At 68.2% G+C, this 24,645-nt stretch carries 24 protein-coding genes; 10 read left to right on the top strand and 14 right to left on the bottom strand.

Features of this window, described 5'->3' with window-relative positions:
• Positions 1-57 precede the first annotated feature (57 nt).
• Both ACXI0U_RS27910 and ACXI0U_RS27915 read right to left on the bottom strand, forming a co-directional pair.
• Entirely contained in the window at positions 58-1,092 is a 1,035-nt protein-coding gene (locus tag ACXI0U_RS27910) for an AraC family transcriptional regulator (protein WP_479551135.1), read from the bottom strand.
• A 133-nt stretch (positions 1,093-1,225) separates the two neighbouring features.
• Positions 1,226-1,585, bottom strand: a complete 360-nt coding sequence (locus ACXI0U_RS27915; RefSeq protein WP_479551136.1) for a VOC family protein — start codon at positions 1,583-1,585, stop codon at positions 1,226-1,228.
• 123 nt (positions 1,586-1,708) lie between these two features.
• Here ACXI0U_RS27915 and ACXI0U_RS27920 point away from each other — a divergent pair, with 123 nt between their 5' ends.
• The 3 genes from ACXI0U_RS27920 (at position 1,709) to ACXI0U_RS27930 (ending at position 4,200) form a co-directional block, all read left to right on the top strand.
• Entirely contained in the window at positions 1,709-2,086 is a 378-nt protein-coding gene (locus tag ACXI0U_RS27920; protein ID WP_479551137.1) for a hypothetical protein, read from the top strand.
• On the top strand, positions 2,083-2,280 hold the full coding sequence (locus tag ACXI0U_RS27925) for a helix-turn-helix transcriptional regulator (protein ID WP_263401308.1): 198 nt from the start codon (positions 2,083-2,085) through the stop codon (positions 2,278-2,280). Before ACXI0U_RS27920 ends, ACXI0U_RS27925 begins: the two co-directional genes overlap by 4 nt.
• Before the next feature lie 114 nt (positions 2,281-2,394).
• On the top strand, positions 2,395-4,200 hold the full coding sequence (locus ACXI0U_RS27930) for a monovalent cation:proton antiporter-2 (CPA2) family protein (RefSeq protein WP_021221044.1): 1,806 nt from the start codon (positions 2,395-2,397) through the stop codon (positions 4,198-4,200).
• Positions 4,201-4,218: 18 nt separating this feature from the next.
• Here the strand turns inward: ACXI0U_RS27930 and ACXI0U_RS27935 are convergent, their stop codons facing one another.
• The gene (locus ACXI0U_RS27935) at positions 4,219-5,139 is read right to left on the bottom strand and encodes a pyridoxal-phosphate dependent enzyme (protein WP_479551138.1); all 921 of its coding nucleotides are present in this window, start codon (positions 5,137-5,139) and stop codon (positions 4,219-4,221) included.
• A 152-nt stretch (positions 5,140-5,291) separates the two neighbouring features.
• Between ACXI0U_RS27935 and ACXI0U_RS27940 the strand changes: the two genes are divergently transcribed.
• Entirely contained in the window at positions 5,292-5,609 is a 318-nt protein-coding gene (locus ACXI0U_RS27940; RefSeq protein ID WP_021221046.1) for a hypothetical protein, read from the top strand.
• A gap of 123 nt (positions 5,610-5,732) precedes the next feature.
• Positions 5,733-7,919 carry a putative bifunctional diguanylate cyclase/phosphodiesterase gene (locus ACXI0U_RS27945; RefSeq protein WP_184489964.1) on the top strand — a complete coding sequence of 729 codons (2,187 nt, stop codon included), beginning with the start codon at positions 5,733-5,735 and terminating at the stop codon, positions 7,917-7,919.
• 75 nt (positions 7,920-7,994) lie between these two features.
• Here ACXI0U_RS27945 and ACXI0U_RS27950 read toward each other — a convergent pair whose 3' ends face one another.
• The 4 genes from ACXI0U_RS27950 to ACXI0U_RS27965 all read right to left on the bottom strand — a co-directional run bounded on the left by ACXI0U_RS27950 (position 7,995) and on the right by ACXI0U_RS27965 (position 11,695).
• On the bottom strand, positions 7,995-8,198 hold the full coding sequence (locus ACXI0U_RS27950; RefSeq protein ID WP_043244323.1) for a hypothetical protein: 204 nt from the start codon (positions 8,196-8,198) through the stop codon (positions 7,995-7,997).
• A 323-nt stretch (positions 8,199-8,521) separates the two neighbouring features.
• Entirely contained in the window at positions 8,522-9,739 is a 1,218-nt protein-coding gene (locus ACXI0U_RS27955) for an MFS transporter (RefSeq protein WP_479551139.1), read from the bottom strand.
• Between the two features lie 112 nt (positions 9,740-9,851).
• The gene (locus tag ACXI0U_RS27960) at positions 9,852-10,745 is read right to left on the bottom strand and encodes a LysR family transcriptional regulator (RefSeq protein ID WP_021221050.1); all 894 of its coding nucleotides are present in this window, start codon (positions 10,743-10,745) and stop codon (positions 9,852-9,854) included.
• 86 nt (positions 10,746-10,831) lie between these two features.
• Complete coding sequence (locus ACXI0U_RS27965; protein WP_479551140.1) at positions 10,832-11,695, bottom strand: sterol desaturase family protein; 864 nt, start codon at positions 11,693-11,695, stop codon at positions 10,832-10,834.
• Positions 11,696-11,762: 67 nt separating this feature from the next.
• Here ACXI0U_RS27965 and ACXI0U_RS27970 point away from each other — a divergent pair, with 67 nt between their 5' ends.
• Entirely contained in the window at positions 11,763-12,719 is a 957-nt protein-coding gene (locus ACXI0U_RS27970; protein WP_431484527.1) for an AraC family transcriptional regulator ligand-binding domain-containing protein, read from the top strand.
• A gap of 55 nt (positions 12,720-12,774) precedes the next feature.
• Here the strand turns inward: ACXI0U_RS27970 and ACXI0U_RS27975 are convergent, their stop codons facing one another.
• The gene (locus tag ACXI0U_RS27975; protein WP_350448608.1) at positions 12,775-13,425 is read right to left on the bottom strand and encodes a helix-turn-helix transcriptional regulator; all 651 of its coding nucleotides are present in this window, start codon (positions 13,423-13,425) and stop codon (positions 12,775-12,777) included.
• A gap of 231 nt (positions 13,426-13,656) precedes the next feature.
• Between ACXI0U_RS27975 and ACXI0U_RS27980 the strand changes: the two genes are divergently transcribed.
• Together ACXI0U_RS27980 and ACXI0U_RS27985 are read left to right on the top strand one after the other, a co-directional pair.
• A complete protein-coding gene (locus tag ACXI0U_RS27980; protein WP_265168743.1) occupies positions 13,657-14,124 on the top strand; it encodes a protein activator in 468 nt (155 codons plus the stop codon).
• 113 nt (positions 14,125-14,237) lie between these two features.
• The gene (locus tag ACXI0U_RS27985) at positions 14,238-14,867 is read left to right on the top strand and encodes a LysE family translocator (RefSeq protein WP_431484529.1); all 630 of its coding nucleotides are present in this window, start codon (positions 14,238-14,240) and stop codon (positions 14,865-14,867) included.
• 225 nt (positions 14,868-15,092) lie between these two features.
• On the opposite strand, the gene ACXI0U_RS27990 is transcribed toward ACXI0U_RS27985, so the two are convergent.
• Complete coding sequence (locus ACXI0U_RS27990; RefSeq protein ID WP_021221056.1) at positions 15,093-16,295, bottom strand: NAD(P)/FAD-dependent oxidoreductase; 1,203 nt, start codon at positions 16,293-16,295, stop codon at positions 15,093-15,095.
• Between the two features lie 359 nt (positions 16,296-16,654).
• On the opposite strand from ACXI0U_RS27990, the gene ACXI0U_RS27995 reads away from it, so the two are divergent.
• Entirely contained in the window at positions 16,655-17,203 is a 549-nt protein-coding gene (locus ACXI0U_RS27995; protein WP_479551141.1) for an RrF2 family transcriptional regulator, read from the top strand.
• Between the two features lie 12 nt (positions 17,204-17,215).
• On the opposite strand, the gene ACXI0U_RS28000 is transcribed toward ACXI0U_RS27995, so the two are convergent.
• The 5 genes from ACXI0U_RS28000 to ACXI0U_RS28020 all read right to left on the bottom strand — a co-directional run bounded on the left by ACXI0U_RS28000 (position 17,216) and on the right by ACXI0U_RS28020 (position 23,938).
• A complete protein-coding gene (locus ACXI0U_RS28000) occupies positions 17,216-19,579 on the bottom strand; it encodes a DNA polymerase II (RefSeq protein WP_479551142.1) in 2,364 nt (787 codons plus the stop codon).
• Positions 19,580-19,650: 71 nt separating this feature from the next.
• Positions 19,651-19,962 (bottom strand): DUF2845 domain-containing protein, encoded by a 312-nt coding sequence (locus ACXI0U_RS28005; RefSeq protein WP_037022034.1) that lies wholly within the window; start codon positions 19,960-19,962, stop codon positions 19,651-19,653.
• Between the two features lie 27 nt (positions 19,963-19,989).
• A complete protein-coding gene (locus tag ACXI0U_RS28010) occupies positions 19,990-20,811 on the bottom strand; it encodes a class I SAM-dependent methyltransferase (RefSeq protein WP_374980842.1) in 822 nt (273 codons plus the stop codon).
• Between the two features lie 43 nt (positions 20,812-20,854).
• Positions 20,855-22,012: a murein transglycosylase A gene (mltA, locus tag ACXI0U_RS28015; RefSeq protein ID WP_374980841.1), complete on the bottom strand. Its 1,158-nt coding sequence runs from the start codon at positions 22,010-22,012 to the stop codon at positions 20,855-20,857.
• Between the two features lie 390 nt (positions 22,013-22,402).
• A complete protein-coding gene (locus ACXI0U_RS28020) occupies positions 22,403-23,938 on the bottom strand; it encodes a nucleobase:cation symporter-2 family protein (protein ID WP_374980840.1) in 1,536 nt (511 codons plus the stop codon).
• Positions 23,939-24,237: 299 nt separating this feature from the next.
• On the opposite strand from ACXI0U_RS28020, the gene ACXI0U_RS28025 reads away from it, so the two are divergent.
• Positions 24,238-24,504 carry a hypothetical protein gene (locus ACXI0U_RS28025; RefSeq protein ID WP_021221063.1) on the top strand — a complete coding sequence of 89 codons (267 nt, stop codon included), beginning with the start codon at positions 24,238-24,240 and terminating at the stop codon, positions 24,502-24,504.
• Positions 24,505-24,645 lie beyond the last annotated feature (141 nt).

Genomic DNA, 24,645 nt, shown 5'->3' on the forward strand with positions numbered 1-24,645 from the left:
GGCAATGTCGATGGCGCCAACCTGGGCGAGCGCTTTTGACAACGGCCAGTGGCCAGCTCAGCCCGGCGGCGGGGCCGGCTGCATCAGCTCGCGGTACTGGCCGGGCGTGGTGCCGGTCCATTTGCGGAAGGCCTTGTAGAAGGCGCTGGCGTCGGCGAAGCCCAGCTCGAAGGCCAGCTCGGCGAAATTGCCCTCGCCGCTGTCCAGGCGGGCGATGGCCAGGTCGCGGCGCACCTGGTCCTTGAGCGCCTGGTAGGACTGGTCTTCCAGGGCCAGCTTGCGACGCAGGGTCGAAGGCGCCATGTAGAAGTGGCTGGAGAGCGCCTCCAGGTCCGGCCAGCGCTCGGGGCGCAGGCTGCGCAGGTAGGCGCGGATGCGCGCCGCCAGGCTTTGCGGGTCGCGGTAACGCACCAGGATGTTGGCCGGCGCACCGCCGAGGAAGCGCTTGAGCTCGCGCTCGCCACGGCGCACCGGCAGCTCCAGGCAGTCGGCATTGAACAGCAGGCGCGTGCGCGGCCGGCCGAAGCGCAGGTTGTCGCTGAACATCACCCGGTAGTCCTCGATGTAGTCCGGCGCCGCGCAGCGCAGGTCGATGGCGAGGATGGCAATGCGCCGCCCGGCCAGCCAGCAGGCCAGGCCGTGGACGATCATCCACAGGGTGAAATAGGCGAAGGCGCGCTGGGACTCGCCCGGCGCCTCCTCCAGCACGATCTCCGCCATGCCGCCCTGGCGCACCAGGCGCGGCGACAGGCCATCGAACACCAGGCCGAGGAAGCCGAGGATGCCCTCCAGCGCATCCCCCAGGCTGGCTTCCTTCAAGGCCGCGCGGGCCATGAAGGCGAAGCTGCCGGACTTCATCCGCCGCGGGTTCATGCCGAAGAACTCATCGTCCATCCGCTGTGCCAGGCCCAGCCAGAGCCGCGCGTATTGCTGCGTGGAGACCCGCCCATAGGGCCGCTCCAGCGCCTCGGCGGCGATCTCGGCGTGCAGCAGCAGCGGCTGCGCATCGAGGCCACGGGCACGCAGCTCCTGCAGGGCCTCGCGGACCAGCTGGACGGAAATGGTGCCTTTTTCGGTGAGGGTGCCGGTCATGGTTCCCTGGCGCGTGCAGTGGGGAGGCCGATTGTAGAGCGATCACGTCGAGGCGCGCAGCCCGGATGTAGCCCGGGCTTCAGCCCGGGGGCACCACACCCACCCGAGCCCGCATCCGTGCAAACGCGGCCCGCTACAGGTGCTCCAGCACATTCAGCAGGCGCCCTGCCGGGTCCCGCACGAAGAAGCGCCGCACGCCCCAGGGCTCATCGCTCAGCGGGTAGGCGATCTCGGCGCCCAGGGCCTCGGCCCGGCGGTGCACCTCCGCCACATCGTCCACCTCGACCGAGAGCTCCGGCACCGGCGTGCCCGAGCCCCCACCTTCGCTGGCCAGGCCCAGCTGCGGGCGCATGCGCACGTCCTCCGGGGAGGCCAGGGTGACGATCCAGCCGTGGTCCATCACCACATCGAGGTCCAGCAGGCGGCGGTAGAAGTCCGCCAGCGCGGCGGGATCGGGGGTGGCGAAATTGGCGACCAGGCGCAGCACCTTCATGGCATCGGGCTCCTTGTTAAAGACCGCAGCAGCATAGCCGTGCGGCGGTCGATGTAAAGCGTCCTTGACTCAAAAAGGCGCGCCGCATAATGTAAAGCACGCTTTCCATCCGAGGATTCCATCATGTCCCCACGCAAACGCTTCGCCCTGGAGTTCGGCCTCTCCATGACCCTCTACGTCGTCACGGTGGTGGTCACCTCCATCTTCCTCGGCGACCTGCAGCCGGGCGTCGGCAAGACCCTGCTCGCCGTGCTGCCGGTGATCCCCCTGGTGGCGGTGGCCATCGCCGTGCTGCGGCAGTTGCGCCAGCTCGACGAGATGGGCCGGATGATCCAGCTCGAAGCCCTCGGCATCGCCTTCCTCGGCACCGCGCTGATCACCTTCTCCTACGGCTTCCTGGAAACCGCCGGCTTCCCACGCCTGTCGATGTTCATGGTATGGAGCCTGATGGGCCCGCTCTGGGCCCTGGGCGCCTTCATCGGCACGAGGCGCTACCGTTGATCAACCGCGTACGCGAACTGCGCACCGCGGCGGGTTGGTCCCAGGCCGAGCTGGCCGGGCACCTGGGGGTTTCACGGCAGACGGTGAACGCCATCGAAACCGGTCGCTATGACCCCAGCCTGCCCCTGGCCTTCCGCATCGCCAGGGTCTTCGCCCTGCCCATCGAGGCCATCTTCGACGCCCCCGAAGACTGACCCGCGCCAACCGGACACAGGACCGCACCGTGACAGCGGCGGCCCCCACCCCCTATCCTTGCGCCCTCCGCCGCCCCGTCGGACCTTTCTTACCGTTTGCCCAAGGAACTTCCCATGCCCCATGAAGGCAGCCCGTTGCAGGTCGCCGTGGTCTTCCTGCTCGCCGCCGTCCTTGCCGTGCCTCTCGCCAAGCGCCTGCAATTGGGGGCCGTGCTCGGCTACCTGCTGGCCGGCGTGCTGATCGGTCCCTCCGTCCTGCGCCTGGTCAGCGACCCGCAGAACGTCGCCCACCTGTCCGAACTGGGCGTGGTGCTGCTGCTCTTCATCATCGGCCTGGAGCTCTCGCCCCGGCGCCTCTGGGTGATGCGGCGCTCGGTGTTCGGCGTCGGCCTGGCCCAGGTGCTGCTCACCGGCGCGCTGATCGCCGGCATCGCCTACCTGGCCTTCGCCCGTTCCTGGCAGAGCGCCGTGGTGCTGGGCCTGGGCCTGGCGCTCTCCTCCACCGCCTTCGGCCTGCAGATACTCGCCGAGCGCAAGGAGCTGACCAGCCCCCACGGTCGCCTGGCCTTCGCCATCCTGCTGTTCCAGGACATCGCCGCCATCCCGCTGATCGCCCTGATCCCGCTGCTCAGCGGTGCCACCGCCGCCCGCGACGACGGCGGCCAGCTGGCCCACCTCGCCGAGGTGGTCGGCAGCATCGGGCTGGTGGTGATCGGTGGTCGCTTCCTGCTGCGCCCGGTGTTCCGCATCGTCGCCCGTACCGGCCTGCAGGAGGTGTCCACCGCCACCGCGCTGCTGGTGGTGATCGGCACCGCCTGGCTGATGGAGCTGGCGGGCATTTCCATGGCCCTGGGCGCCTTCCTCGCCGGCCTGCTGCTGGCGGACTCGGAATACCGCCACGAGCTGGAAGCCCAGATCGAGCCGTTCAAGGGCCTGCTGCTGGGGCTGTTCTTCATCAGCGTGGGCATGAGCGCCGACCTCAGCCTGCTGCTGGGCCAACCGCTGCTGGTGCTGGGCCTCACTGCGCTGCTGATCGGCCTCAAGTTCCCGGTGCTGTTCCTGGTGGGCCGCAGCGCCGGTGGCCTCACCCGCGAGAGCGCGCTGCGCCTGGGCGTGGTGCTGGCCGCCGGTGGTGAATTCGCCTTCGTGGTGTTCAAGATGGCCCGCGACCAGGGCCTGTTCGATGCGCAGCTGCATGGCTTCCTGGTGCTGGCCATCACCCTGTCCATGGCGCTGACGCCGCTGCTGATCCTCGCCATCAACCGCGTGTTCAAGGCCAAGCCCGCGCCGGTGAACGTGCCGCCGGAATACGAGAAGATCGAAAGCGACTCGCCCCGCGTGGTGATCGCCGGCACCGGCCGCATGGGCCAGATCGTCGCCCGTGTGCTGCGCGCCCAGCGCGTGCCCTTCCTGGCCCTGGACACCTCGGTGGAAACCATCGAGCTGTCCCGCAGCCTGGGCCGCATGCCGATCTTCTACGGCGACCCGCTGCGCCCGGAGATCCTCCGCGCGGCCAAGGTGGACAAGGCCGAGTTCTTCATCATCGCCACCGACGATCCGGTGACCAACCTGAAGACCACCGAGCTGGTGCGCCGCCTCTACCCGCACCTGAAGATCATTTCCCGCGCCCGGGACCGCCAGCATGTGCACCAGTTGCTCGACCTCGGCGCCCTGCCGGTGCGCGAGACCTTCTATTCCAGCCTGGAGATGAGCCGCCAGGTGCTCATCGGCATGGGCCTGGACGAGGAGCAGGCCAATGCACGCATCCGCCGCTTCCAGCGCCACGACGAGGAAGTGCTGGCGGCCCAGCACAAGGTCCATGGCGACGCCGCTGCAGTGATGCAGACCGCCCGCGAAGCCCGTGCCGAGCTGGAAACCCTGTTCGACGCCGACCGCATCGAGGACCAGGGCGTCAAGTAAGCACCCAACCGCTCGGCCTCAGGGCTGGGCGGCCTTCCAGGCGCTTATCTGTTCCAGCGTGGCGGTGACCCCGCCACACACCACCACCATCACCCGCCCATGGACCCGCAGCGCCTCGTTCCCGGCATAGGCCAGGGCCAATGCCGCGCCACAGGCCGGCTCGACGAGGATGCGCTGCTCATCGAGGAAGCGCTCGCAGGCCTCCAGCGCCGCCCGGTCACTCACCACCACCGCCTGCACCGGGTGGCTGCGCCCCAGGGCGAAGGCCCGCTCGCACACCTGCCTGGCGCCGAGCGAGGTGGCCACGCTGTCGATGCGCTCCAGTTCGATCCGCCGCCCCGCTTCCAGCGCCCGGGCGAAGGACGCCGCGCCCGTGGTTTCGGCGGTGATCACCGGCACGGTATTCCAGCCGTTGCGCTGCAAGCCCTCCACCACGCCGCTGAACAAGCCACCACCGCCCACCGAGAGCATTACCGCGTCCGGGCGAAAACCGCTGGCGGCCACCTCGTCCACCAGGCTCGCATGGCCCTGCCAGAGCAGCGGGTCATCGAAGGGGTGGATGAAGGCATCGGCCGCGCCCAGCATCGATTGCGCCAGGGCATTGGCCTCGTGCCAGGCGGCGCCGTGGACGATCACCTCGGCACCCTCCTGGCGGATCAGCGCCTTGGCGCGCTCGGTAGTGGTTTGCGGCACCACCACCGTGACCGGGATCGACAGGCAGCGCCCGGCATAGGCCACGGCGATACCCGCGTTGCCACCGGAGGACGAGATGAAGCGCCGCTTGCCCTGCCGTGCATGGGCCTCGCAGGCGGCACCGATGCCGCGCAACTTGAACGAGCCCGACGGCTGCAGGGCCTCCAGCTTCAGCCACACCTCGGTACCGGCGGCGAGGCTGAGGGAGCGGGAATGGATCAACGGGGTCTGGATATGCAGGGTCATCTCGGGCTCGCACGACATTCTCGGGCCGCCAGTTTCGGCCGACCACGGCCGGGGCGTCTTGTATGTTCTTGCAGCGGGACAGCGGCACGTTAAATTCCTTGAGCAACCCACGAGCGCCACGGTCTACCCGTTAACGCCAACAGGACGCTCGCATGCACAAGACGCCCGACCATTCCCACCTCGCCGGCCTGGAACTGGCCAGGCAACTGTTCGACACCGGCCCGCTCGAAGACCTGACGCAACGGCTCGACCTGGCGATCGCCCAGGCCCGCGCGGCGCAGCCTGCGGAGGGCGACGGCATCTACGAGCTGGAGCGCATCGCCAGCCAGCTGGAAGCCGGCGGGGCCATCGACCCGCCGCCGGTGTTCAGCGCAAGGCTCGACGCACCGGTGCGCCAGGGCACCTCCGTGGCGCTGATGCTGGTCCACCGACGCCTGGCGAAGTTGCGCGAGCAGACCCCCGAAGGTTGAAGCAGAGAGATCCGCCGCCTGGAAACCGTCCGTCCGCTCGTGTGCGTCCACCGCTGGCAGGGCGTAAGGCGCATCTATCCTTAGTCCGTTGCAACAGGGAGAAATCATCGACAGGAGGTTGCCATGCGCTGTCCCTCGCAGCTGCCGAACGAAGCCGAACGCCTGCGTGCCCTCGTCGACTACGGTCTCGACGACGAACGCATGGTCCCCAGCCTGGACCCCGTGGTGCGCATCGCCGCACGCATGTTCGACATGCCCGTGGCCGCGGTGAACATGATCGGCAGCGACCACGTGTTCTTCGCCGCCAGCACCGGCGTCGGCGAGGTGGACATGGACCGCGACGTGTCCTTCTGTGCCCATGCCATCACCCAGGACCAGGTCATGGTGGTGCCGGATGCCACCCAGGACGACCGCTTCCACGACAACCCCCTGGTGCTGGGCCCCACCAACCTGCGCTTCTACGCCGGGGTACCGCTGCTCTCCGCCGAGGGCTTACCCCTGGGCGCGCTGTGCATCATCGACGACCAGCCCCACCAGGACTTCTCCGAAGAAGACCGCGAGCGCCTGCGGGAGCTGGCGCGCATGGCCACCGACCGCCTGGAGCTGCGCCGCATCGAAGTGAGCGCCGAGCGCAAGCGCCCGGCCTTCGAGAGCTACGCCGGCCACTCCGACACCCCGGTGCTCTGGTTCGACCACCGGGGCCATATCCTCGCCTGGAACCCCGCCGCCGCCGACCTGCTGGGCTACGCCCCCGAGGAAGGCGCCGGGCTGCCGGTGGAGGCGCTGCTGGCCGTGGCCGAGCGCCCGTCCTTCCTGGCGCTGATCCGCCGTGCCGTGACCGCCGGCTACCTGGCCGACCTGAGCACGCCCACCACCCTCAAGGGCCTGCACAAGGACGGCAGCGAATTCGACCTGGGCCTGTCGCTGTTCTCCTGGAGCGAAAAGGGCTACCCGCGCTTCGAGGCGGTGCTCAGCGACAACAGCCAACGCCGACAGGAAGAGGCCGAGCTGCGCCGCCTGGCCACCTTCGACGCCCTCACCGGCCTGGCCAACCGCGGCTGCTTCTACCGCCGCGCCGAAGAGGCGCTGCTGGCGGCCGAGCCGGTGACGGTGCTGATGATCGACCTGGACGGTTTCAAGGACGTCAACGACACCCTGGGCCACCTGATCGGCGACGGCATCCTGCGCGAAGTGGCGAACCGCCTGGCCGCCATTGCCGGCCCCAGCGACCTGGTGGCGCGCATCGGCGGCGATGAGTTCGCCCTGCTGCTCACCGGCATCACCCAGCCCGAGTCCGCGCTGCTGGTGGCGCAGAACGCCATCAGCGACATCGCCCAGCCCATCCTGGTGGACGGCCACGAGGTGCGGGTCGCGGCCAGTTGCGGCCTGGCCCTGGCGCCCCTGCACGCCCTGGAAGCACTGGAGCTGGTGGGTGACGCCGACCTGGCGCTGTTCAAGGCCAAGGGCGTTGGCCGCAGCCAGGTGGCCGCCTTCACCCCCGAACTGCGCATGGAGGCGGTGAGCCGCCATTTACACGCCATGGAGCTGCACCGTGCAGTGGAGAACCGCGAGTTCGTGCTCTTCTACCAACCCCAGGTGCGCCTCAGCGACGGTTCCCTGCGGGGCGCCGAAGCCTTGATCCGCTGGCAGCACCCCGAGCGCGGGCTGCTGCCGCCTGCGGCCTTCCTGCCGGCCCTGGAGGGCGGCCCGCTGGCGGCCAGCGTGGGCAGCTGGATACTCGACGAGGCCTGCGCGCAGCTGGCCTTCTGGCGCAACAACGGCGCCGAGGACATACGCATGGGCGTGAACCTGTTCAGCGCCCAGTTCCGCGTCGGCGACCTGGTGACCGAGGTGCTGGAGGCCCTGGCCCGCTATGGCCTGCCACCGGAGTCCCTGGAGCTGGAAGTCACCGAGAACATCGTGCTGGACAACGACGACATCGTGCTGGAAACCCTGCAGCGCCTGCGGGCCCACGGCGTAGGCATCGCCTTCGACGACTTCGGCACCGGCTACGCCTCGCTGATCCTGCTCAAGACCTACCCCCTGAGCCGGATCAAGATCGACCGCTCCTTCGTTCAGGGCATCCTGGAGTCACGCCGGGACGCCTCGGTGGTCCGCGCCATCCTCGACATGGCCCGCAGCTTCGACCTGGAGACCATAGCCGAAGGCATCGAAAGCGAAGCCCAGCGCGCTCGTCTCAAGCTGGAGCGCTGCGGCGAGGGCCAGGGCTACCTGTTCTCCCGGCCCATGTCCGCCCAGGCCTTCACCGAGGCGTACAACATCCGCCTGCCGGTGCGCACCGCCAGCTAGCCTGGCGCCGGACCGGCCCAGAAACGATGAAGGGCGCCTCGAGGCGCCCTTCTGCATCCATGGAACTCGATGGAATCAATGCCACCAGCGCGGCAGGCCCTTGCGCTGCTCTTCGCTGCTGTTGCCACGGTCGACCTGGGTTTCGCTGACGGAAGCGCGGTCGCTGGCGGCGTCCTTGAAGGCACGTTCGATGGTGGAATGATGGTCGGCGGCGCTGACGCTGAAGGCGCTGCTGGCGACGACGGCGGCAAGCAGGGTGGCGGTGAAGTAGCGGCTCATGTTGGGTTCTCCTGTGGGGATCGGTGAGTGATTCGACGGGGCCAGTGTCGCGTCGCCGCTCGGCCCGGAGAAACGCAATCGGTCACTAGTGGATATCAGCGAAATCGATTGCGCCCATCCCGGCCCGGCGCCGGCGTCAGGTCTTTCGCGGCTGAAGCCGCTCCTACAAGGGCGTTATCCGCAGCCACGAAGCCGACCGGTACGTAGGGTGGATGACGCTTTTTTCATCCACCAGGCGGCGCCACAGGGGGCACCGAGCCAGGGCAGCCCTGCGGCCTGCTGGACGAATGAACTCACCCCTACAGGTGCCACCCAACAGGCCGTTATCCCGCCTGCACCTGGCTCCGCGTGGCCAGGCGGGTGTGCAGGCCGAAGGCGACCAGGGCCAGCAGCGGCAACGCGGCACCAAGGGCGGCGATGGCCTGCCAGCCGCCCTGCTCGTACAGCAGGCTGGCGATGGACGAACCGACGGCGCCACCGATGAAGATGCTGGTCATGTACAGCGCATTCAGCCGGCCGCGGCTGGCGGCATCCAGGGCATAGACCTCGCGCTGGCCGAGCACCATGTTCATCTGCACGGCGAAATCCAGCAGCACGCCGGTCAGCGCCAGGCCGACCACGCCCCAGGGCAGGACGAACAGGGCCGGGAGGAAGCTGAGCATCGCCAGCAGCATGGCGCAGCGCGACATGCTCCGGGTGTGCCCCGCATCCGCCAGGCGCCCGGCGATGGGGGCAGCCACGGCACCGATGGCGCCGACCAGGGCGAACAGCGCGATCTGCGACTGGGACAGCCCATGGTTGCGGGCCAACTCCACCGGCACGGCGGTCCAGAACAGGCTGAAGGTGCCGAACATCAGCGCCTGGTACAGCGAACGCTGGCGCAGCACCGGCTCGCGGCGGAACAGGTGCCAGAGCGAAGCCAGCAACTGGCCGTAGCTGGCGCGGTGGTCGGGGCGCCGGCTGGGCAGCGCCATGGCCATCACCAGGGCGATCAGCAGCATCAGCCCGGCAGCGCCGAAGAACACCGCGCGCCAGCCGAAGTGGTCCGCCACTACGCTGGACAGCGGCCGCGCCAGGAGAATGCCCAGCAGCAGCCCGCCCATGATCCCGCCGACCACCCGGCCCCGGGATTCCTCGGGCGCCAGGTGCGCAGCCAGGGGGATCAGCATCTGCACCGACACCGAGCTGAAGCCGATCAGGGCCGAGACCAGCAACAGGACGGCGGGCGCGTCGGCCAGGGCCATGCCCACCAGGGCGAGGACACTGACGCCGAGGGTGGCGAGCATCAGCCGGCGGTTCTCCAGCAGGTCCGCCAGGGGCACCAGGAAGAACAGCCCAAGGGCATAGCCGACCTGGGTCAGGGAGACGATCAGGCTTGCGCCGTGGGTGGAGATGCCGACATCGGGGGAGATCAGCTCGATGATCGGCTGGGCGTAGTAGATGTTGGCGACGATGGCGCCGCAGCAGAAGGCGAAGAGCAGCACCAGGCCCCGGCTGAGCGCCTGGGGGGCATGGGTGGCGAAATGGCTGGCAGGGTTCATCCAACGGTCCTCAGGGTGTAACGGTTCGAGGCGCCTATCCTGGGCAAGGTGGCGGGTGGAGGGAATCCGCCCGGGGCGCAAAGCGGCTTTGCCTTTTGCGCAATGCCAGCCGCTAGAGCAAGCCGCCGACGAACTCGATGAACGCCGCGACCCGCCGCGAACCCCGCTGGCTGGGCAGGTAGAGCGCGCTGATCACCGCGCTGGTGTCGTCCGGGTTGACCAGGTGCTCGGGGAACAGCGGCAGCAGGCGGCCGGCAGCGATATCCGCATCCACCAGCCAGTCCGGCAGCAGCGCCACCGCCGACCCGGCCAGCGCCACGTCGCGCAGCACCTCGACGTTGTTGCTGCGCATGCGCCCACGCACCGGTACGCGGACTTCGCCATCCTCGCCGCTGAAGGTCCAGACCTGGCGGGCCGCACCGTAGTTGAAGCGCAGGCAGTCGTGCTCGGCCAGGTCCAGCGGCTGTCCGGGCGTGCCGTGCTCCGCCAGGTAGGCCGGGCTGGCCACCACATGGCGACGGAACTGCCCCAGGCTGCGGGCGACCACGCCGTCCATGGGCGCCGCCGCACCGAGGCGGATGGACAGGTCGACCCGCTCGCCGAGCAGGTCGACGATCTCGTCGGTCAGGGTGATATCCAGCTCCAGACGCGGGTAACGGCGCAGCAGCTCACCGATCCTGGGCGAGATCAGGCAGCGGCCGAAGGCGCTGGGAAGCGAAACCCGCAGCGGCCCGCTGGGCTCCTCGCCGCCGTCCATCACCGAGGCATCGGCCTCGGCCACGTACTCCAGCACCTGGCGCGAACTCTGGTAATAGGCGGCACCGGCCTCGGTGACCGTCACCTGGCGCGTGGAGCGGTTGAGCAGCACCGTGCCCAGCTCCTGCTCCAGGGCATCGACCATGCGCGTGACCGAGGAGGTGGCCAGGCCCAGGCGCCGTGCGGCTGCCGAGAAGCCCTTGGCGTCCACGGCGGCGACGAACATCTTCAGGGCCAGCAGCTTGTCCATGGGCGCTCCGGGGAATGGAAAAGCCCGGCACAAGGGCCGGGCTGGGGATCGGCGGATGATACCTGGCGCCGCTCCAGGCTTCACCGTCAACTGGCAGCTTTACCCGCCTCCTCGGCCAGAGCCGTCTCCGGCTCCGGTGCGCGCTCGCGCACCACAGGCCAGAACAGCTCGTGCTGCCAGCTCACCGGGCGCAGGTGCTCGATGCCGTAACGCTCGGGGCGGCGGCGGGTGATCTTCGCCGTGCCGAACAGCACATCCCAGAAGAACAGCAGGTTGCCGTAGTTGCCCTTGTAATGGGTCACGCCGTCGTCGGCGCTGAGGCCGTGGTGGGCCGAGTGGGTGGAGGGCGTGGAGATGGTCCGCTCCAGCAGCCACATCAGCGGGCGCAGGGGGCGGATGCGGTAGAGCCTGTCGTCCCAGGGCACGCTGCTGTGGGCGCCGAAGATCACGCACATCTTGAGGATCAGGTAGACGTAGTAGACCGGCGCCAGTCCCATGTGGATGAGCATCCCGCTCAACCACAGGCCCGGCATCAGCAGGTAGTAGAAGCTGTTGTTGCGGTAGACGATGCGGATGCTCATGTAGGGCGCCGAGTGGTGTGCCCGGTGCAGGGCATAGAGCAGCGGCACGCGGTGGGCCAGGCGGTGCCAGGCGTACTGGGTGAGGTCATCGAACACCAGGAACAGCGCGAACCCCGCCAGCCAGGGCAGGCCGGCCAGGCTGCCTTTCGCCTCGGGCACGAAGTGGTCCAGCAGCCTGGCGCTGATGGTCATCACCAGGGGGAAGGTGAAGCCCAGCAGCAGGCTGGAGCCGATGATCTCGATCAGCGCGTCACGGCGCTGACCTTGGGGTTGGCGGAAGCAGGCACAGGCTATTTCCAGCAGGATGAACCCCAGGAAGATGGCGGCGACTATCAGCGTGGGGTTATTGGCGAGCGTTGTTGTATTCATGGCAATCTCGTTCCGGCCCGACAGGGGCATTGCCCAGCCATGAGAAACCAGGACACCCGCCCGACCTATGCGAGAAGAGGACAGAAACATCCGAATCGAGGCCAAGTCGCCGGTCCGGCGCTTCCATCGCGGCGCCATGGGCCAGGTGCTGGAGCGTTACCTCGATGCACAGTCCCGAGGCCCACAGCGCGACTACCAGTTGGTGGAGCTGGAGCAGCTCTGGGCGGATGCCGCGCGCCACGACCCCGCCATCGGCCTGCACCTGTTCGCCCGGTTCACCTCGCGGGACCTGCACGTGCTTACCCAGCTGTGCCTGTATTGCGTCGATGTCGCCCAGGCCGTCGCCTACTGGGCGCGCTATGCACCGCTGGCTTCGGACATGGAGAACCTGGTGCTGGTGGAAGATACCGGCGGCGTCGCCGTGGAGCTGCGCATCGACGCGCCCGAAAGCCTGGCCCGCTACGTGGTCGAGCACTACAACGTGATGGCGCTGACCCAGTTGCGCCGGGGCACAGGCGTCGAGGTGACACCGGCACGGGCCTGCTTCACCTACCCCCGCCCCGCCTATCACGCCGAGTACCGGGCCTGGTTCGGCGATGACCTGCAGTTCGGCTGCGACCACAACCGCCTGTACTTCGCCCCGGCCACCCTCAGCCTGCCGATGCAGGGACACAACCCCGGCATGCTCGACCTGCTGACCAGTGAACTCGACCGCCGCCTGGCCCGCCAGCACCAGCTCAGCGGCTGGGCCGCCCGTGTCGCCAGCGGCGTGCGCCGCAGCCTGGCGCGGGGTGAGGCGCCGAGCCTGGAGAACCAGGCCGAAGCCCTGCACCAGAGCCCGCGCACCCTGCGCCGGCGCCTGGAGGAGCAGGGCCTGACCTTCCGCCAGTTGCTCGACCTGGTACGTGGCGAACTGGAACAGCACCTGGAGTTGCAGGGCCTGGGCCGCGCGGAGATCGCCGAACAGCTCGGCTACGCCGACCTCGCCGCCTACCAGCACGCCCGCAAGCGCTGGCGCGACTAAGGCCGTAGTCCTGGCTTCAGCCCGGGAGGATGAGAGCAATCAGAAGGAATGCCGCTCAGCGGGCGCTGATGCGGTAGACGCAGCGGGAGGCATTGGCCAGCAGGTGCTGCTCGCGGACCACCTCGGCCTCCTCGCCCACCACTTCCTGGAACAGTTGCAGTTCGGAGCGGCAGAAGCCCTGGCAGCTCCGTGCCGCCACGCAGATGGGGCAATGGTCCTCGATCAGCAGCCAATCCTCGCCATCCCGCTCCACCCGCGCCATGTAGCCCTCGGTCGAGCGCACCGCCGCCAGCTGCTCCAGGCGCCTGGGCAGGCTGCGGCTGCTGCAGGCCTGGCGATAGACCGCGCGGGACTCCGCCTCGCGCTGGCAGATCAGGCGGTCCAGCCCCTCTTCGCCGAACAGCTGGCGCACCGAGCCGATCAACTGCACCGTGAGCTGCGCGTGGGTATCCGGGAAACGGGCGTAACCGGCATCGGTGAGCACCCAGTTCTGCCTCGGCCGCCCGGCACCGGATGCCGGCTCCTGGCGGCCTTCCACCAGCCCTGCGGCCACCAGCTTCTGCACCTGCTGGCGCGCCGCTTCCGGCGTCATCTCCAGGGCCTGGGCCAGGGCGGCGGTGGACACCGGGCCACGGGTCTTGATCAGCAGCAGGGTGCGATCGCCGGTGGAGGCAGCGGTGTCGGTGATGGGGTCGGAGGTGGTCAAGGCGCGGTCCGGATATCCAAGCGAATGGTTGCATATTAGAGAGCCGCCCGAAGCGCGTCGAGCGGGGATCGCCCTGCGCCCTGGGTAACTTCTTCCCATGGGCCAGGCGAGTGATCCGGCGACGCCATCCTTTGGCTGGCTGGGCAGCGTCTTGGATGGGTCTAGCCTGCGCCTACCGCCCCGGGCCAAGGACAGCCAACGGGGCATCGCATGCTGACAAGGAACGACACGATGAATCCCTACAAAGCCGCCCTGAAGATACTGGCCCTGCTCGGCCTGGCCATCTGGTCCCTGGTCTCCTCCGCCTTCACCCCAGGCGGCGCCTTCACCGCCACCGGCCCCTTCAGCGTGAAGTACAACCCGGTGCTGCCGGCGGTCACCTGCACGCTCACGGTGCACGGGGTTGCCAACCCCGGCGGTGGAGCCTCCGTGACGGCCGCCACCCTGACCGGCAGCAACCCGCTCTGCGCGAACATTGCCCCGCAAGGCCTGCCCTGGCCCTGGCAACCGACCAGCGTCACGACCGTGAATGTCAGCAATATGGGCATCAAGATCGGCACCGTAACCTGCAGCGCCGCAACGCTGGCCACCACCTGGAGCAACGCCAGTAACAGCCTGTCGGCGACCAGCCTGCCCTGGGGCAGTTGCACGCTGCAGAGCCTGACCCTGGTGACCACGCCGGCGCTCACCCTGCCCTGACTGACACCGGGTGTGCCATGAAAAAACCGCGCAGCTGTAGCGGGTGATGCCGGCGACGGCCCGGTAGTGTTGCGCGACCGGCCGCACCCGCGGCCCTCGCCAGGACCGCTGCCATGCTCGACCTCGACACCTTCGTCATCTTCACCTGCGCGGTGGCGCTGCTGTTGATCTCGCCGGGGCCGAACATGGCCTTCGTCATCAGCCACGGGGTTTCCTGCGGCTGGCGCGGTGGCCTGGCGGCGGCGCTGGGCATCAGCCTGGCGGATGCGACCCTGACCCTGCTCACCGCCGCCGGCATCACCGGCCTGGTGGCGGCCTGGCCGCCCTCCTTCGACATCATCCGCCTGGCCGGGGCCCTCTACCTGCTGTGGATGGCCTGGAAGACCCTGCGCAGCAGCGCCACCGCCGGTGCCACGGGCGTCGCGCCGCTGCCGCTGCGGGCGGTGCTGATGCGCGCCACCCTCAACAGCCTGCTCAACCCCAAGGCGCTGCTGTTCTTCATCGTCTTCCTGCCGCAATTCGTGGTGCCCGAGCGCGGCCCCATCGCCGAGCAGCTTCTGCTGCTGGGCGCCCTGCTCACCCTGCTGGCCTTCCTTTTCCATGCCGCCCTCGGCCTGGTGGGCGGAGCCATGGCACACCGCCTCAACGGCCGTGGCCGCTTCGCCAGCCTGCAGAGATGGGGCCTGGCCAGCCTGTTCGGCGCCCTCGCCCTGCGCCTGGTGGTGATGCAGCGGCCGGCTTGATGCGAGGCGCTTCGCGAGCAGAGCTCGCTCCTACGGGCGGTGCCCGGGGGCGACTCGTCTATGGGCTCGCAACCCCATGGGTTTCGCTCCGCTCTACCCATCCTACGGGTGAGCATCCGAGCCTTCGTGGATGGGGCGGGCGGCGTTCCGCGAGCCCCGCGAAACCCATCAATGCAAAAAGCCCCGCCGGTCCTGCGACCGTCGGGGCTGGGGTGACGCCGTGGCTTATGCGACGACCGGGATCGCCGGGTCGGCGGCGGCCAGGGCTTCGGCGCGGTTGGCGGCCGGCGGGTAGATCCACACGCTGTTGATCTGGGTCTTCAGCTGCTTGCCCTCCTCACGCACCAGCTTGACCTGGCGGTCCCAGCCTTCGGTGAACACCGCGCCCCAGGCGCCCAGGTCCAGGCAGGTGACGTACTTGGGCTGGCTGTAGGGGATCGGCTCGACGCCGAGCAGGTTGGCAGCGACGTTGTTGCCGGCCGAGCGGCCCAGGGCGATGGCGTGCTGGCAGGACATCAGGGCGAAGTTGCCCAGGTCGTCGGAGGCGGCGTAGGCGACGTCACCGGTGGCGAAGACGTCGTCCTGGCCGATCACCTTGAGGTTGCGGTCCACGTGCAGGCGGCCCTGGGCGTCACGCTCGGCGGGGATCTGTTCGGTCAGCGAACTGGCACGCACGCCCACGGTCCAGACCACGGTGCTGGCCTCGATGCGACGGCCGTCGGCGAGGGTCACGCCGCCTTCGTCCACCGAGGCGACGCTGGCGTCCAGGCACCATTCGATGCCCAGCTCTTCCGAGGCTTCGACGATCTGCGCACGCGGGCCGTCGCCCAGGGCGGCGCCGACGCGTGCGCCACGGTCGACCACCACCACCCGTACTTCGGCGTCGGCACCCAGCGCTTCACGCAGGCGCGCCGGCATTTCGGCAGCGGTTTCGATGCCGGTGAAGCCGCCACCGGCGACCACCACCGTGTTGCGCGCCTTGGAGGCCGGCAGCGCGCCCAGCGAGCGGATGTGTTCTTCCAGGCGCACGGCCTCTTCGATCTGGTCGACGTCGAAGGCGTGCTCGACGCCCGCCATCTTCGGCCGCACCACGCTGCTGCCGGTGGCCAGTACCAGGCGGTCGTAGGCCAGCTCGGCCGGAGCGCCCTGCTCGTCGCGATAGGCCACGCGCTTGCCTGCCACATCGATGCGGTCCACCAGGCCCTTGACGAAGTTCACGCCGACGGCGGCGAACAGCTCGCCCAGCGGCGCCTTCATGCGGTGCACGCCGGCTTCGTAGAAACGCGGACGCACGCGCAGTTCGGCCTGGGGCGCGAGGACACTGACCTCGACATCGGTGCGGCCATGGATGTCCAGCAGGCGCGTGGCACTGAGGGCGCTCCACATGCCACCGAAGCCAGCGCCGACGATCAGGATGCGTTGTTTCATGTTCGTATCTCCAAAGAGGTAAGGGTCGTGTTCGGTTCGAATAGGGACGGGGCTACGAGTGGCGCCAACTGCATGTCCGGGTACGGCTGTTCGTGTGGCGCCATCAGCCGCTCACATCTACGACTATATTGATCGTAGTTTATGGCGACAAGTATTTTTTCTTTGCCCTCCACTGCTTCGCTCGCCATGCTGCTGGCTGCACCGCTCAAGGGCGCACCTTTCTGCAGCCTCCAAGGCACTGCGCAACAGCGTTGGAGCGGACGGACGGCAGCCCCGCCCATCGCCGAAGACGCAGCGGGCCTTGAGATGCATGGGAACAGATCGCAGAATATATGCGACACAAATAGTCGGAGTTATGAATGTCTCTTTACAGCGCAGGGGTCGAGTACGGCATCCACTGCCTGCTCTTTCTCGTGGACGACCGTGGTGACAGCCGCGAAGCCAGCGTGCGCGACATGGCCGAACTGCAGGGTGTGCCCCAGGAGTACCTGGCGAAGGTGTTCACCAAGCTGGCCAAGGCCGGGTTGGTAGCCGCGACCGAAGGCGTGCGCGGCGGCTTCCGCCTGGCCCGCCCCTCGGACGAGATCAGCGTGCTGGATATCGTCCGCGCCATCGATGGGCACAAGTCGATCTTCGAATGCCGGGATATCCGCGGGCGCTGCGCCCTGTTCGAAGGTTCGCCGCCGGACTGGGCGCTGGAAGGCACCTGCTCCATCCATGCGGTGATGCTGACGGCGCAGAAGCGCATGGAAGAGGCGCTGGCCCAGCAGACCATCCTCGACATTTCCCGCCGCGTGGGCCGCAAGGTGCCGGCGGAATTCGGCGCCCAGATCGCCGAGTGGATGGACGAGCGCCAGCAGAACCGCACCGGCGGCGAGTCGATTCCCCTGGTCAACCTGCCCGACTGAGCCGGCGCCGGCTCAGAACAGGTCGAGCTGGCCGTCGATCAGCTTGCTGAAGTCGCCCTGGACGAAGGGCAGGATGGCATCCGCCACCGGTTGCAGCTGGCGGGTGACGTAGTGGTCGTAGTCGATGGGCGCGCGGCGGTTCTCCAGGGGCTCGGGCCCGGCGACGGTGATCAGGTAGCTGATCCAGCCGCCGTTCTGGTACTGACGCGGGCGCCCCTGGCTTTGGTTGTAGTCATCGGCCAGGCGCGCGGCACGCACATGGGGCGGGACGTTGCGCTCGTAGTCGTCCAGCCGCCGGCGCAAGCGCTTGCGGTAGATCAGCAGCTCGTCCAGCTCGCCGGCCAGGGTGCGGCGCACGTAGTCGCGCACATAGTCCTGGTAGGGCTCGCGGTTGAAGATGCGCAGGTACAGCTCCTGCTGGAAGCGCTGGGCCAGCGGCGACCAATCGGTGCGCACCGTTTCCAGCCCCTTGAAGACCATCTCCTCGCTGCCATCGGCACGCGTCACCAGCCCGGCGTAGCGCTTCTTGCTGCCCTCCTCCGCGCCCCGCACCGTGGGCATCAGGAAGCGGCTGTAGTGGGTTTCGTACTGCAGTTCCAGTGCGCTTTCCAGGCCGTATTCCTGCTGCAGGTGTTCGCGCCACCACTGGTTGACCCGCTGCACCAGCGACCGGCCGATGGCGGCCGCCTCCTGCTCGCCATGGGCGCGGCCGAGCCAGACGAAGGTGGAGTCGGTGTCGCCGTAGATCACCTGATGACCCTGTGCCTCGATCAGCGCGCGGGTGCGGCGCATGATCTCGTGGCCGCGCAGGGTGATGGACGAGGCCAGGCGCGGGTCGAAGAAGCGGCAGCCGCTGGAACCGAGCACGCCGTAGAAGGCGTTCATGATGATCTTCAGCGCCTGGGATAGCGGCTGGTTGTGCTCGCGCTTGGCCGTTTCGCGCCCCTGCCACACCCGCTCGACGATGGCCGGCAGGCAGTGCCTCGTGCGTGAGAAACGTGCCTCGCGGAAGCCCGGTACCGAGTGTTCGTCATCGGGCTGGCGCAGGCCTTCCACCAGCCCCACCGGGTCGATGAGGAAGGTGCGGATGATCGAGGGATACAGGCTCTTGTAGTCCAGCACCAGCACCGACTCGTACAGGCCGGGGCGCGAGTCCATGACGAAGCCGCCCGGGCTGGCCTCGGGCATGCGTTCGCCCTGGTTGGGCGCGACGAAGCCCTGGCGGTGCATCAGCGGGATGTACAGGTGGCAGAAGGCGGCCACCGAGCCACCGCTGCGGTCGGCGGGCAGGCCGGTGACCGTGGCCCGCTCGAGGAGGAAGGTGAGCAGCTCGGTCTTCTCGAAGATGCGCGTCACCAGCTCGCAGTCCTTGAGGTTGTAGCGCGCCAGGGCGGGCTTGTCCTCGGCGAACATGCGGTTGATCTCGTCCATGCGCTGGTAGGGGGTGTCGATGGCCTTGCCTTCGCCGAGCAGGGTCTGGGCGACGCTCTCCAGGCTGAACGAGGGGAAGCTCCAGGTGGCCGAGCGCAGCGCCTCGATGCCATCGATGATCAGCCGCCCCGGGGCTTCGGCGAAGTAGTGGTTGTTGCGGCTGCCGTGCTCGCGCCAGCCCATGGCCTCGCCACCGCGCCCCAGGCGCAGGGGCACCTTGAGGCGCTTGGCGTGCTCGTTGAGCACCCGCAGGTCGAACTGCACCAGGTTCCAGCCGATGATGGCGTCCGGGTCGTGCTCCACCAGCCACTGGTTGAGGCGTTCGAGCAGCTGTGCGCGGTCGTCGCAGTACTCCAGGTCGAAGTCCACCTCGCGGGCATCGCCGTTGGCCGGGCCGAGCATGTACACCTGGCGCTGGCCGCAGCCTTCCAGGGCGATGGAGTAGAGCTCGCCGTGGAGGGTGGTCTCGATGTCCAGGGACACCAGGCGCAGGCGCGGACGGTAGTCGGGCGCCGGCTTCATCTGCCCGTCCAGCAATGCGCCCTCGGCATCGGGCGTGCCGCCGAAGAGCACCGGGGCGGTGATGAAGCGCTCCATCAGGTAGCGCTCGGGCGGGCGGATATCGGCCTCGAAGACGTCGACACCGGCCTGGCGCAGGCCCTTGTCCAGGCCGATCAGTTGCCGATGCTGCTGGCAATAGAGGCCGAGCACCGGGCGGTGGCGGAAATCGCAGAGCCCCAGGGGTCGCAGCTCGACGCCACGCTCGTTCTTCAGCAGCGCCTCGGCGCGCTCGCGCTGCTCGGCGGGGAGGAAGGCCACGGAGGTCTGCGGCGCCAGACGCAGGTAGCGGGGGCCGTCATCGGTCGCCAGCCAGAAGCCCACTTCCGTGCCCGCGGGCGTATCGCGCCAGTGCCGGGTCAGGACGAAGCCCTGCTGTAGTTCCACCTTGCGACCTCGAGGAAAGATTCAGGGGCGCGATTCTACGTGGCCCGGGCGACGCGCGCCCGCCCGATCGGCTAGTCGCGGGTGCTCCTGACTTCCTTCAGCTTGCCTTCGATGAAGTGCAGCTCGCGGGTCATGCCGTTGCGCGGGCCGTAGGTCCAGATGTCCACGGTCACCGCGTTGAGCTTGGGCACGCCGTTGTTGCGCAGGGCCGGCAGCGTGCGCACGCGCTTGTCCGGCTCGCCGCACTTGCGCAGCACCTCCTCCAGGCTGTCTTCCTGCAACACCAGGCCCTTGCTGCAACGCAGGGTCAGGGCCTGGGCCGGCGCGCACCAGGCCGCGATGAGCAGCAGGGCGAGCAATGCACGGGGGATAAAAGGCTTCATGGGTCGTCCTCCAGCAATCAGCAATCGTCAGCGCTTGATCGCCTGCAACGTATAGCTCAGGGGCAGACGCCAGGGTGCCTCGTCCAGGCGCCATTCGCCATCGGCGTGCTGGCTCATGCGCCCGGGCAATGCGTTCCAGGGCAGGCTCTGGTGCTCTTCCAGGGCGGTGATCTGCATGCCGTGGCCGAGCAAGGCGGTGATGATCTCGCCCAGGCCGTGGTTCCAGATATGGGTGACGGTGGCAGTGAGCGTGTCGGGGGATTCCACGTAGGTGGTGTCGCATTCCCAGACCAGCGGCTCGGCCCGTTCGAAGTACGGCAGGTCGACATGGAGGGTGTCCTCCCGCTCCTCGTCTATCGCCCACATCATCGGATGGCCCTCGCGAATGAACAGGCGCCCGCCCGGCTTCAACAGCGAGGCCACTACGCGGGCCCAGCGCTCGATGCTGGGCAGCCAGCAGAGCGCGCCGATACCGGTGTAGACGAGGTCGAAGGCGCCGGGCTCCAGCACCTGGTCGGCGTCGTACACGTCCGACTCCAGCCATTCCAGCGGCGTGCCGCACCGCTCGGCCAGGGAACGGGCCTCGGCGATGGATTGCGGCGAGAAATCCAGCCCGCACATCTGCGCGCCGAGCCGGCTCAGGGACAGGGTGTCGGTGCCGATGTGGCACTGCAGGTGCACGCCGCGCAGGCCGCTGATGTCGCCGAGGCGCGGCAGGTCGAAGCGCACCACCTCGGAGAGGTGCTGCGGGTCGGCGACGAAGGCCGCCGCGTCATAGCCGCGCGAGGTGGCGTGAAGCACCGCGCGCTGGTCCCAGTTGGCCTTGTTCAGGAGGATGTAGTCGCTCATGGAAATCTCCTTTTCCTGCGGATAGTCGAGTACCGCCCAGGGTTCAGGGCGACTCCGGCGGCGCCATGCCCTTGGGCCAGAGCATCCAGATGCGCCCTTCCTGCTTCATGTTGCCGGCCAGCTCGCCGGCCTCGTGGCCGGTGCCCCAGAACAGGTCCGCGCGCACTTCGCCGACGATGGCGCCGCCGGTGTCCTGGGCCGCCACAGGGCGTACCACGGGCGCGCCGTCCGGGCGGGTGGTGGAAAGCCAGAGCAGGCTGCCGAGGGGGATCACCTTGCGGTCGATGGCCACGCTGTAGCCGGCGGTGAGGGGCACGTTGAGGGAGCCGCGCGGGCCTTCATTGCTGTCCGGGCGGGCACTGAAGAACACATAGCTGGGGTTGCTGGCCAGCAGCTCATCGACCCGGCCGGGGTTGGCGACGGCCCAGTCACGGATGCGGCCCATGCTCACCTCCTCCTTCTGCAGCAGCCCCTGTTCCACCAGCCAGCGGCCAACGGGGCGATAGGGGTGGCCGTTCTGGTCGGCGTAGCCGATGCGTAGCTGGCGGCCATCGTCCAGCTGGATGCGCCCGGAGCCCTGGATCTGCAGGAACTGCAGGTCCATCGGGTCGTTGAGCCAGGCCAGCACCGGCGCCTTGACGCCCTCGCCACGAATGGCGGCGGCATCGTCGTAGGGCTTGAGCACCCGGCCTTCCAGGCGGCCACGCAGGCGCTTGCCCTTGAGCTCGGGGTAGATCTCGTCCAGGGCGACGACGATCAGGTCGTCCGGCACGCCATAGACCGGCACCTGCCCCTGTTCGGTGCGTTGCAGGTGGCCGGGGTAGACCGGCTCGTAGTAGCCGGTGATCAGGCCGTGCTCGCCCTTCTCCGCCGAACGCAGGCTATAGGGCTGCAGGTTGGCACCGAGGAAGGCGCGGACGGCGCTGGCTTCCATGGGCACCGGCGCCGCGGCGGCACAGATGGCGGACCAGACCGGGTCCTTGGCCAGGCGAGTGCAGGCCGAGCGCCAGGCGGCGAAGCCGTTGAGCAGCTCCTGGTCGGCCGTGGCGGGCACCTGGCTCCAGTCGACGGCGAGGTAGGTGGTGGCCTTGACCGGCGGCTGGGGCTTCTCGGGCTCGCCCTGGTCGCAACCTGACAGCAGCGCAGCAAGGGGAATGAGGCAGAAAAGGGTTCGGCGCCAGTGGCGGAAAGCTGGGGACACGCGGGGGATTCCTGGGCAGTGGTGGCGAAGCGCGTAGCTTGGTGAAGGCAAAAGCCCAGGTCAAACGCAACGGCCCGGGCAGGCGGTAACAAAGCGTTATCAGAGATTGCAGGAAGGCCCCGGGGTTCCCTGCGCCCTCCTTCCAGCGCCAATTTTCGGGGTGACTGTAGGGGCGATTTCAGTCGCCAAGCGATGCGCAGCATCGCCCTTGCCTCTCTTGCGCCCTCCCCCTCGCAGACACGCCCCCGGTGGATGGAAGTCGAGGCATGCCTCCCGCAGAAGCTTCGCGAGCAGAGCTCGCTCCTACGGGAACGTGCCGGCCGGTGTGGCCGATGCCCCAAATAAAGAACCCGGCCACTGGGGCCGGGTCCGGTTCATTGCGGGGGTGCGTCAGTGCACCGCGTCCGCCTGGCTTCGCGTCGGCCGTGGGGCCGGGCTGCCGTGGTGGTCGTCATCGTCGGCCAACGGCACCTCGTTACCTTCGGCGTCGTACAGCTTGCCGTTCTGGAAGTAATCGCCATCGTTCAGCGCGGCGATGTCGGTGTAGCGCAGGCTGCGTTCGTGGCCGGCGGAGATCACCGAAGGCTGGTCGGGGTTACCGGCGGTGAACTGGTTGAACACCAGGTTCAGCAGGATGGCCATGATTGCCGCCGAGCTGATGCCGGAATGGAAGATGGTTTCGAACCAGGCGGGGAAGTGCTCGTAGAAGCTCGGTGCGGCGATCGGGATCATGCCGAAGCCGAGGGAGGTGGAGACGATGATCAGGTTCATGTTGTTGCGGTAGTCGACCTTGGCCAGGGTGCGGATGCCGCTGGCGGCGACGGTGCCGAACAGCACGATGCCGGCGCCACCAAGTACCGAGGTCGGCACGGCAGCGACCACGCGCCCCATCACCGGCAGCAGGCCCAGGGTGACCAGGATCAAACCACCGGTGGCCACCACGTAGCGGCTCTTCACACCGGTGACGGCGACCAGGCCGACGTTCTGGGCGAAGGCGCTCTGGGTGAAGGAACCGAACAGCGGCGCCAGCACGCTGGACAGCATGTCGGCGCGCAGGCCGTTGCCGAGGCGCTTGGAGTCGACCTTGGTGCCGATGATCTCGCCCACGGCGAGGATATCGGCCGAGGTTTCCACCAGGGTCACCAGGATCACGATGCACATCGACAGGATGGCGGCGAAGTGGAAGGTCGGCATGCCGAAATGCAGCAGCGACGGCATCGCCACGATCGGGCCTTCGCCGACCTTGGAGAAGTCGGTCAGGCCCAGGGCCATGGCGATCAGGGTGCCAATGACCATGGCCAGGAGGATCGACAGGCGAGAGATGGTGGAGCTGCCGATCTTGCTCAGCAGCAGCACGATGCCCAGGGTCATGGCGGCCAGGCCGATGTTGGTCATGCTGCCGAAGTCCGGGGACTGGCTGTTACCGCCCATGGCCCAGCGTGCGGCCACCGGCATCAGCGTCAGGCCGATGGTGGTGATCACCACCCCCGTGACCAAGGGCGGGAAGAACTTGGTGACGCGGGAGAAGATGGGGGTGATCAACAGGCCGATCAGTGATGCGGCCATCACCGCGCCCAGCACCGACTGGATGCCGCCCTCACCGTTGTTGCTGCCGAGGATGGCGATCATGGTGGCGACGCCGGCGAAGGACACGCCCTGGACGAGGGGCAGCTGACAGCCGAAGAACGGCAGGCCGAGGGTCTGGAGGAGGGTTGCGAGGCCGCCGGCGAACAACGAGGCGGCGATCAACAGACCGATTTCGGAAGGGCTTAGCCCTGCCGCCTGGCCGAGGATCAGCGGGACGGCGACTATGCCGCCATACATCGTCAGGACATGCTGCAAGCCGTAGGCGAGGTTGGCGCCGATGCCAAGGTTCTCGTCTTCCGGACGTGATGCGACGGACGTAGCTTCGGATAGCTTGTTCATGAGGAGGTGCACTCACTTCTTGTCGTTGTTGTGGGCGCACTGTAAACAAAAGTGTCTGCATATATCCAGAGGGTTGTATACAAAAAATACGCTAGTGAAATCCTCATTTCCTGACCAAGTGGTCATAGCCCTGTATCCATGCGGGTTGCGGCCTGAAGGCAGCAAAAGCGGACGTGACGGACGGCACTTTTCGAGTCGTGGCACGGCTCACACTGACAGTGTTTACAGCGACTGGATTTCGCCTACGCTGATGCCGTGACCAGGTGGTCAGCCCAACCGCATTCAAGGAGGAAACGCGCATGCCGCTCGCCATGGCCGATATCGGCAAACTCTTCACCCTCTACATGCCCGCCTACATGTGCGAGGCGACCCGCATGGACAACGGCACGGTCTCGCTGCAATTCACCCGCCGTACCGATCTGGACGTCATCACCATCCACGGCATGACCCAGGCCGAGCTGTCGTCGCCGCTGTCCATCCGGCAGTTGAGCAAGGTGCTGAGCGAGGAATTCGCCATCGCCATCGCCAACCGCCGCAGCTTTCGACCCCGCGCCCTGAGCGCGTGACCCCAGCGGCACGCCCGGGCAACCACCCGGGCACGCCGCCGCAACCCGCATCCTTCCGCCCTCCTCGACCCGCGCTGCACGCAACCGGAACCCGCACGCCCCTGCATCGCTCCAATCTGCGGTCGCCGCCGGCATTCGCCG

The organism is Pseudomonas sp. C9D1 (assembly GCF_056491235.1).

What these genes read in the sequence shown, in the direction of transcription:
- ACXI0U_RS27960 (WP_021221050.1), bottom strand. Translation starts at nt 10,745, where the DNA reads ATGGACAAGCTGCTGGCCCTGAAGATGTTCGTCGCCGCCGTGGACGCC.
- ACXI0U_RS27920 (WP_479551137.1), top strand. Translation starts at nt 1,709, where the DNA reads ATGTCCCCACGCAAACGCTTCGCCCTGGAGTTCGGCCTCTCCATGACC.
- ACXI0U_RS27985 (WP_431484529.1), top strand. Translation starts at nt 14,238, where the DNA reads ATGCTCGACCTCGACACCTTCGTCATCTTCACCTGCGCGGTGGCGCTG.
- ACXI0U_RS28005 (WP_037022034.1), bottom strand. Translation starts at nt 19,962, where the DNA reads ATGAAGCCTTTTATCCCCCGTGCATTGCTCGCCCTGCTGCTCATCGCG.
- ACXI0U_RS28025 (WP_021221063.1), top strand. Translation starts at nt 24,238, where the DNA reads ATGCCGCTCGCCATGGCCGATATCGGCAAACTCTTCACCCTCTACATG.
- ACXI0U_RS27915 (WP_479551136.1), bottom strand. Translation starts at nt 1,585, where the DNA reads ATGAAGGTGCTGCGCCTGGTCGCCAATTTCGCCACCCCCGATCCCGCC.
- ACXI0U_RS27945 (WP_184489964.1), top strand. Translation starts at nt 5,733, where the DNA reads ATGCGCTGTCCCTCGCAGCTGCCGAACGAAGCCGAACGCCTGCGTGCC.
- ACXI0U_RS27970 (WP_431484527.1), top strand. Translation starts at nt 11,763, where the DNA reads ATGCGAGAAGAGGACAGAAACATCCGAATCGAGGCCAAGTCGCCGGTC.
- ACXI0U_RS27995 (WP_479551141.1), top strand. Translation starts at nt 16,655, where the DNA reads ATGTCTCTTTACAGCGCAGGGGTCGAGTACGGCATCCACTGCCTGCTC.
- ACXI0U_RS27965 (WP_479551140.1), bottom strand. Translation starts at nt 11,695, where the DNA reads ATGAATACAACAACGCTCGCCAATAACCCCACGCTGATAGTCGCCGCC.
- ACXI0U_RS27980 (WP_265168743.1), top strand. Translation starts at nt 13,657, where the DNA reads ATGAATCCCTACAAAGCCGCCCTGAAGATACTGGCCCTGCTCGGCCTG.
- ACXI0U_RS27935 (WP_479551138.1), bottom strand. Translation starts at nt 5,139, where the DNA reads ATGACCCTGCATATCCAGACCCCGTTGATCCATTCCCGCTCCCTCAGC.
- ACXI0U_RS27990 (WP_021221056.1), bottom strand. Translation starts at nt 16,295, where the DNA reads ATGAAACAACGCATCCTGATCGTCGGCGCTGGCTTCGGTGGCATGTGG.
- ACXI0U_RS27910 (WP_479551135.1), bottom strand. Translation starts at nt 1,092, where the DNA reads ATGACCGGCACCCTCACCGAAAAAGGCACCATTTCCGTCCAGCTGGTC.
- ACXI0U_RS27950 (WP_043244323.1), bottom strand. Translation starts at nt 8,198, where the DNA reads ATGAGCCGCTACTTCACCGCCACCCTGCTTGCCGCCGTCGTCGCCAGC.
- ACXI0U_RS27940 (WP_021221046.1), top strand. Translation starts at nt 5,292, where the DNA reads ATGCACAAGACGCCCGACCATTCCCACCTCGCCGGCCTGGAACTGGCC.
- ACXI0U_RS27930 (WP_021221044.1), top strand. Translation starts at nt 2,395, where the DNA reads ATGCCCCATGAAGGCAGCCCGTTGCAGGTCGCCGTGGTCTTCCTGCTC.
- ACXI0U_RS27955 (WP_479551139.1), bottom strand. Translation starts at nt 9,739, where the DNA reads ATGAACCCTGCCAGCCATTTCGCCACCCATGCCCCCCAGGCGCTCAGC.
- ACXI0U_RS28020 (WP_374980840.1), bottom strand. Translation starts at nt 23,938, where the DNA reads ATGAACAAGCTATCCGAAGCTACGTCCGTCGCATCACGTCCGGAAGAC.
- ACXI0U_RS28010 (WP_374980842.1), bottom strand. Translation starts at nt 20,811, where the DNA reads ATGAGCGACTACATCCTCCTGAACAAGGCCAACTGGGACCAGCGCGCG.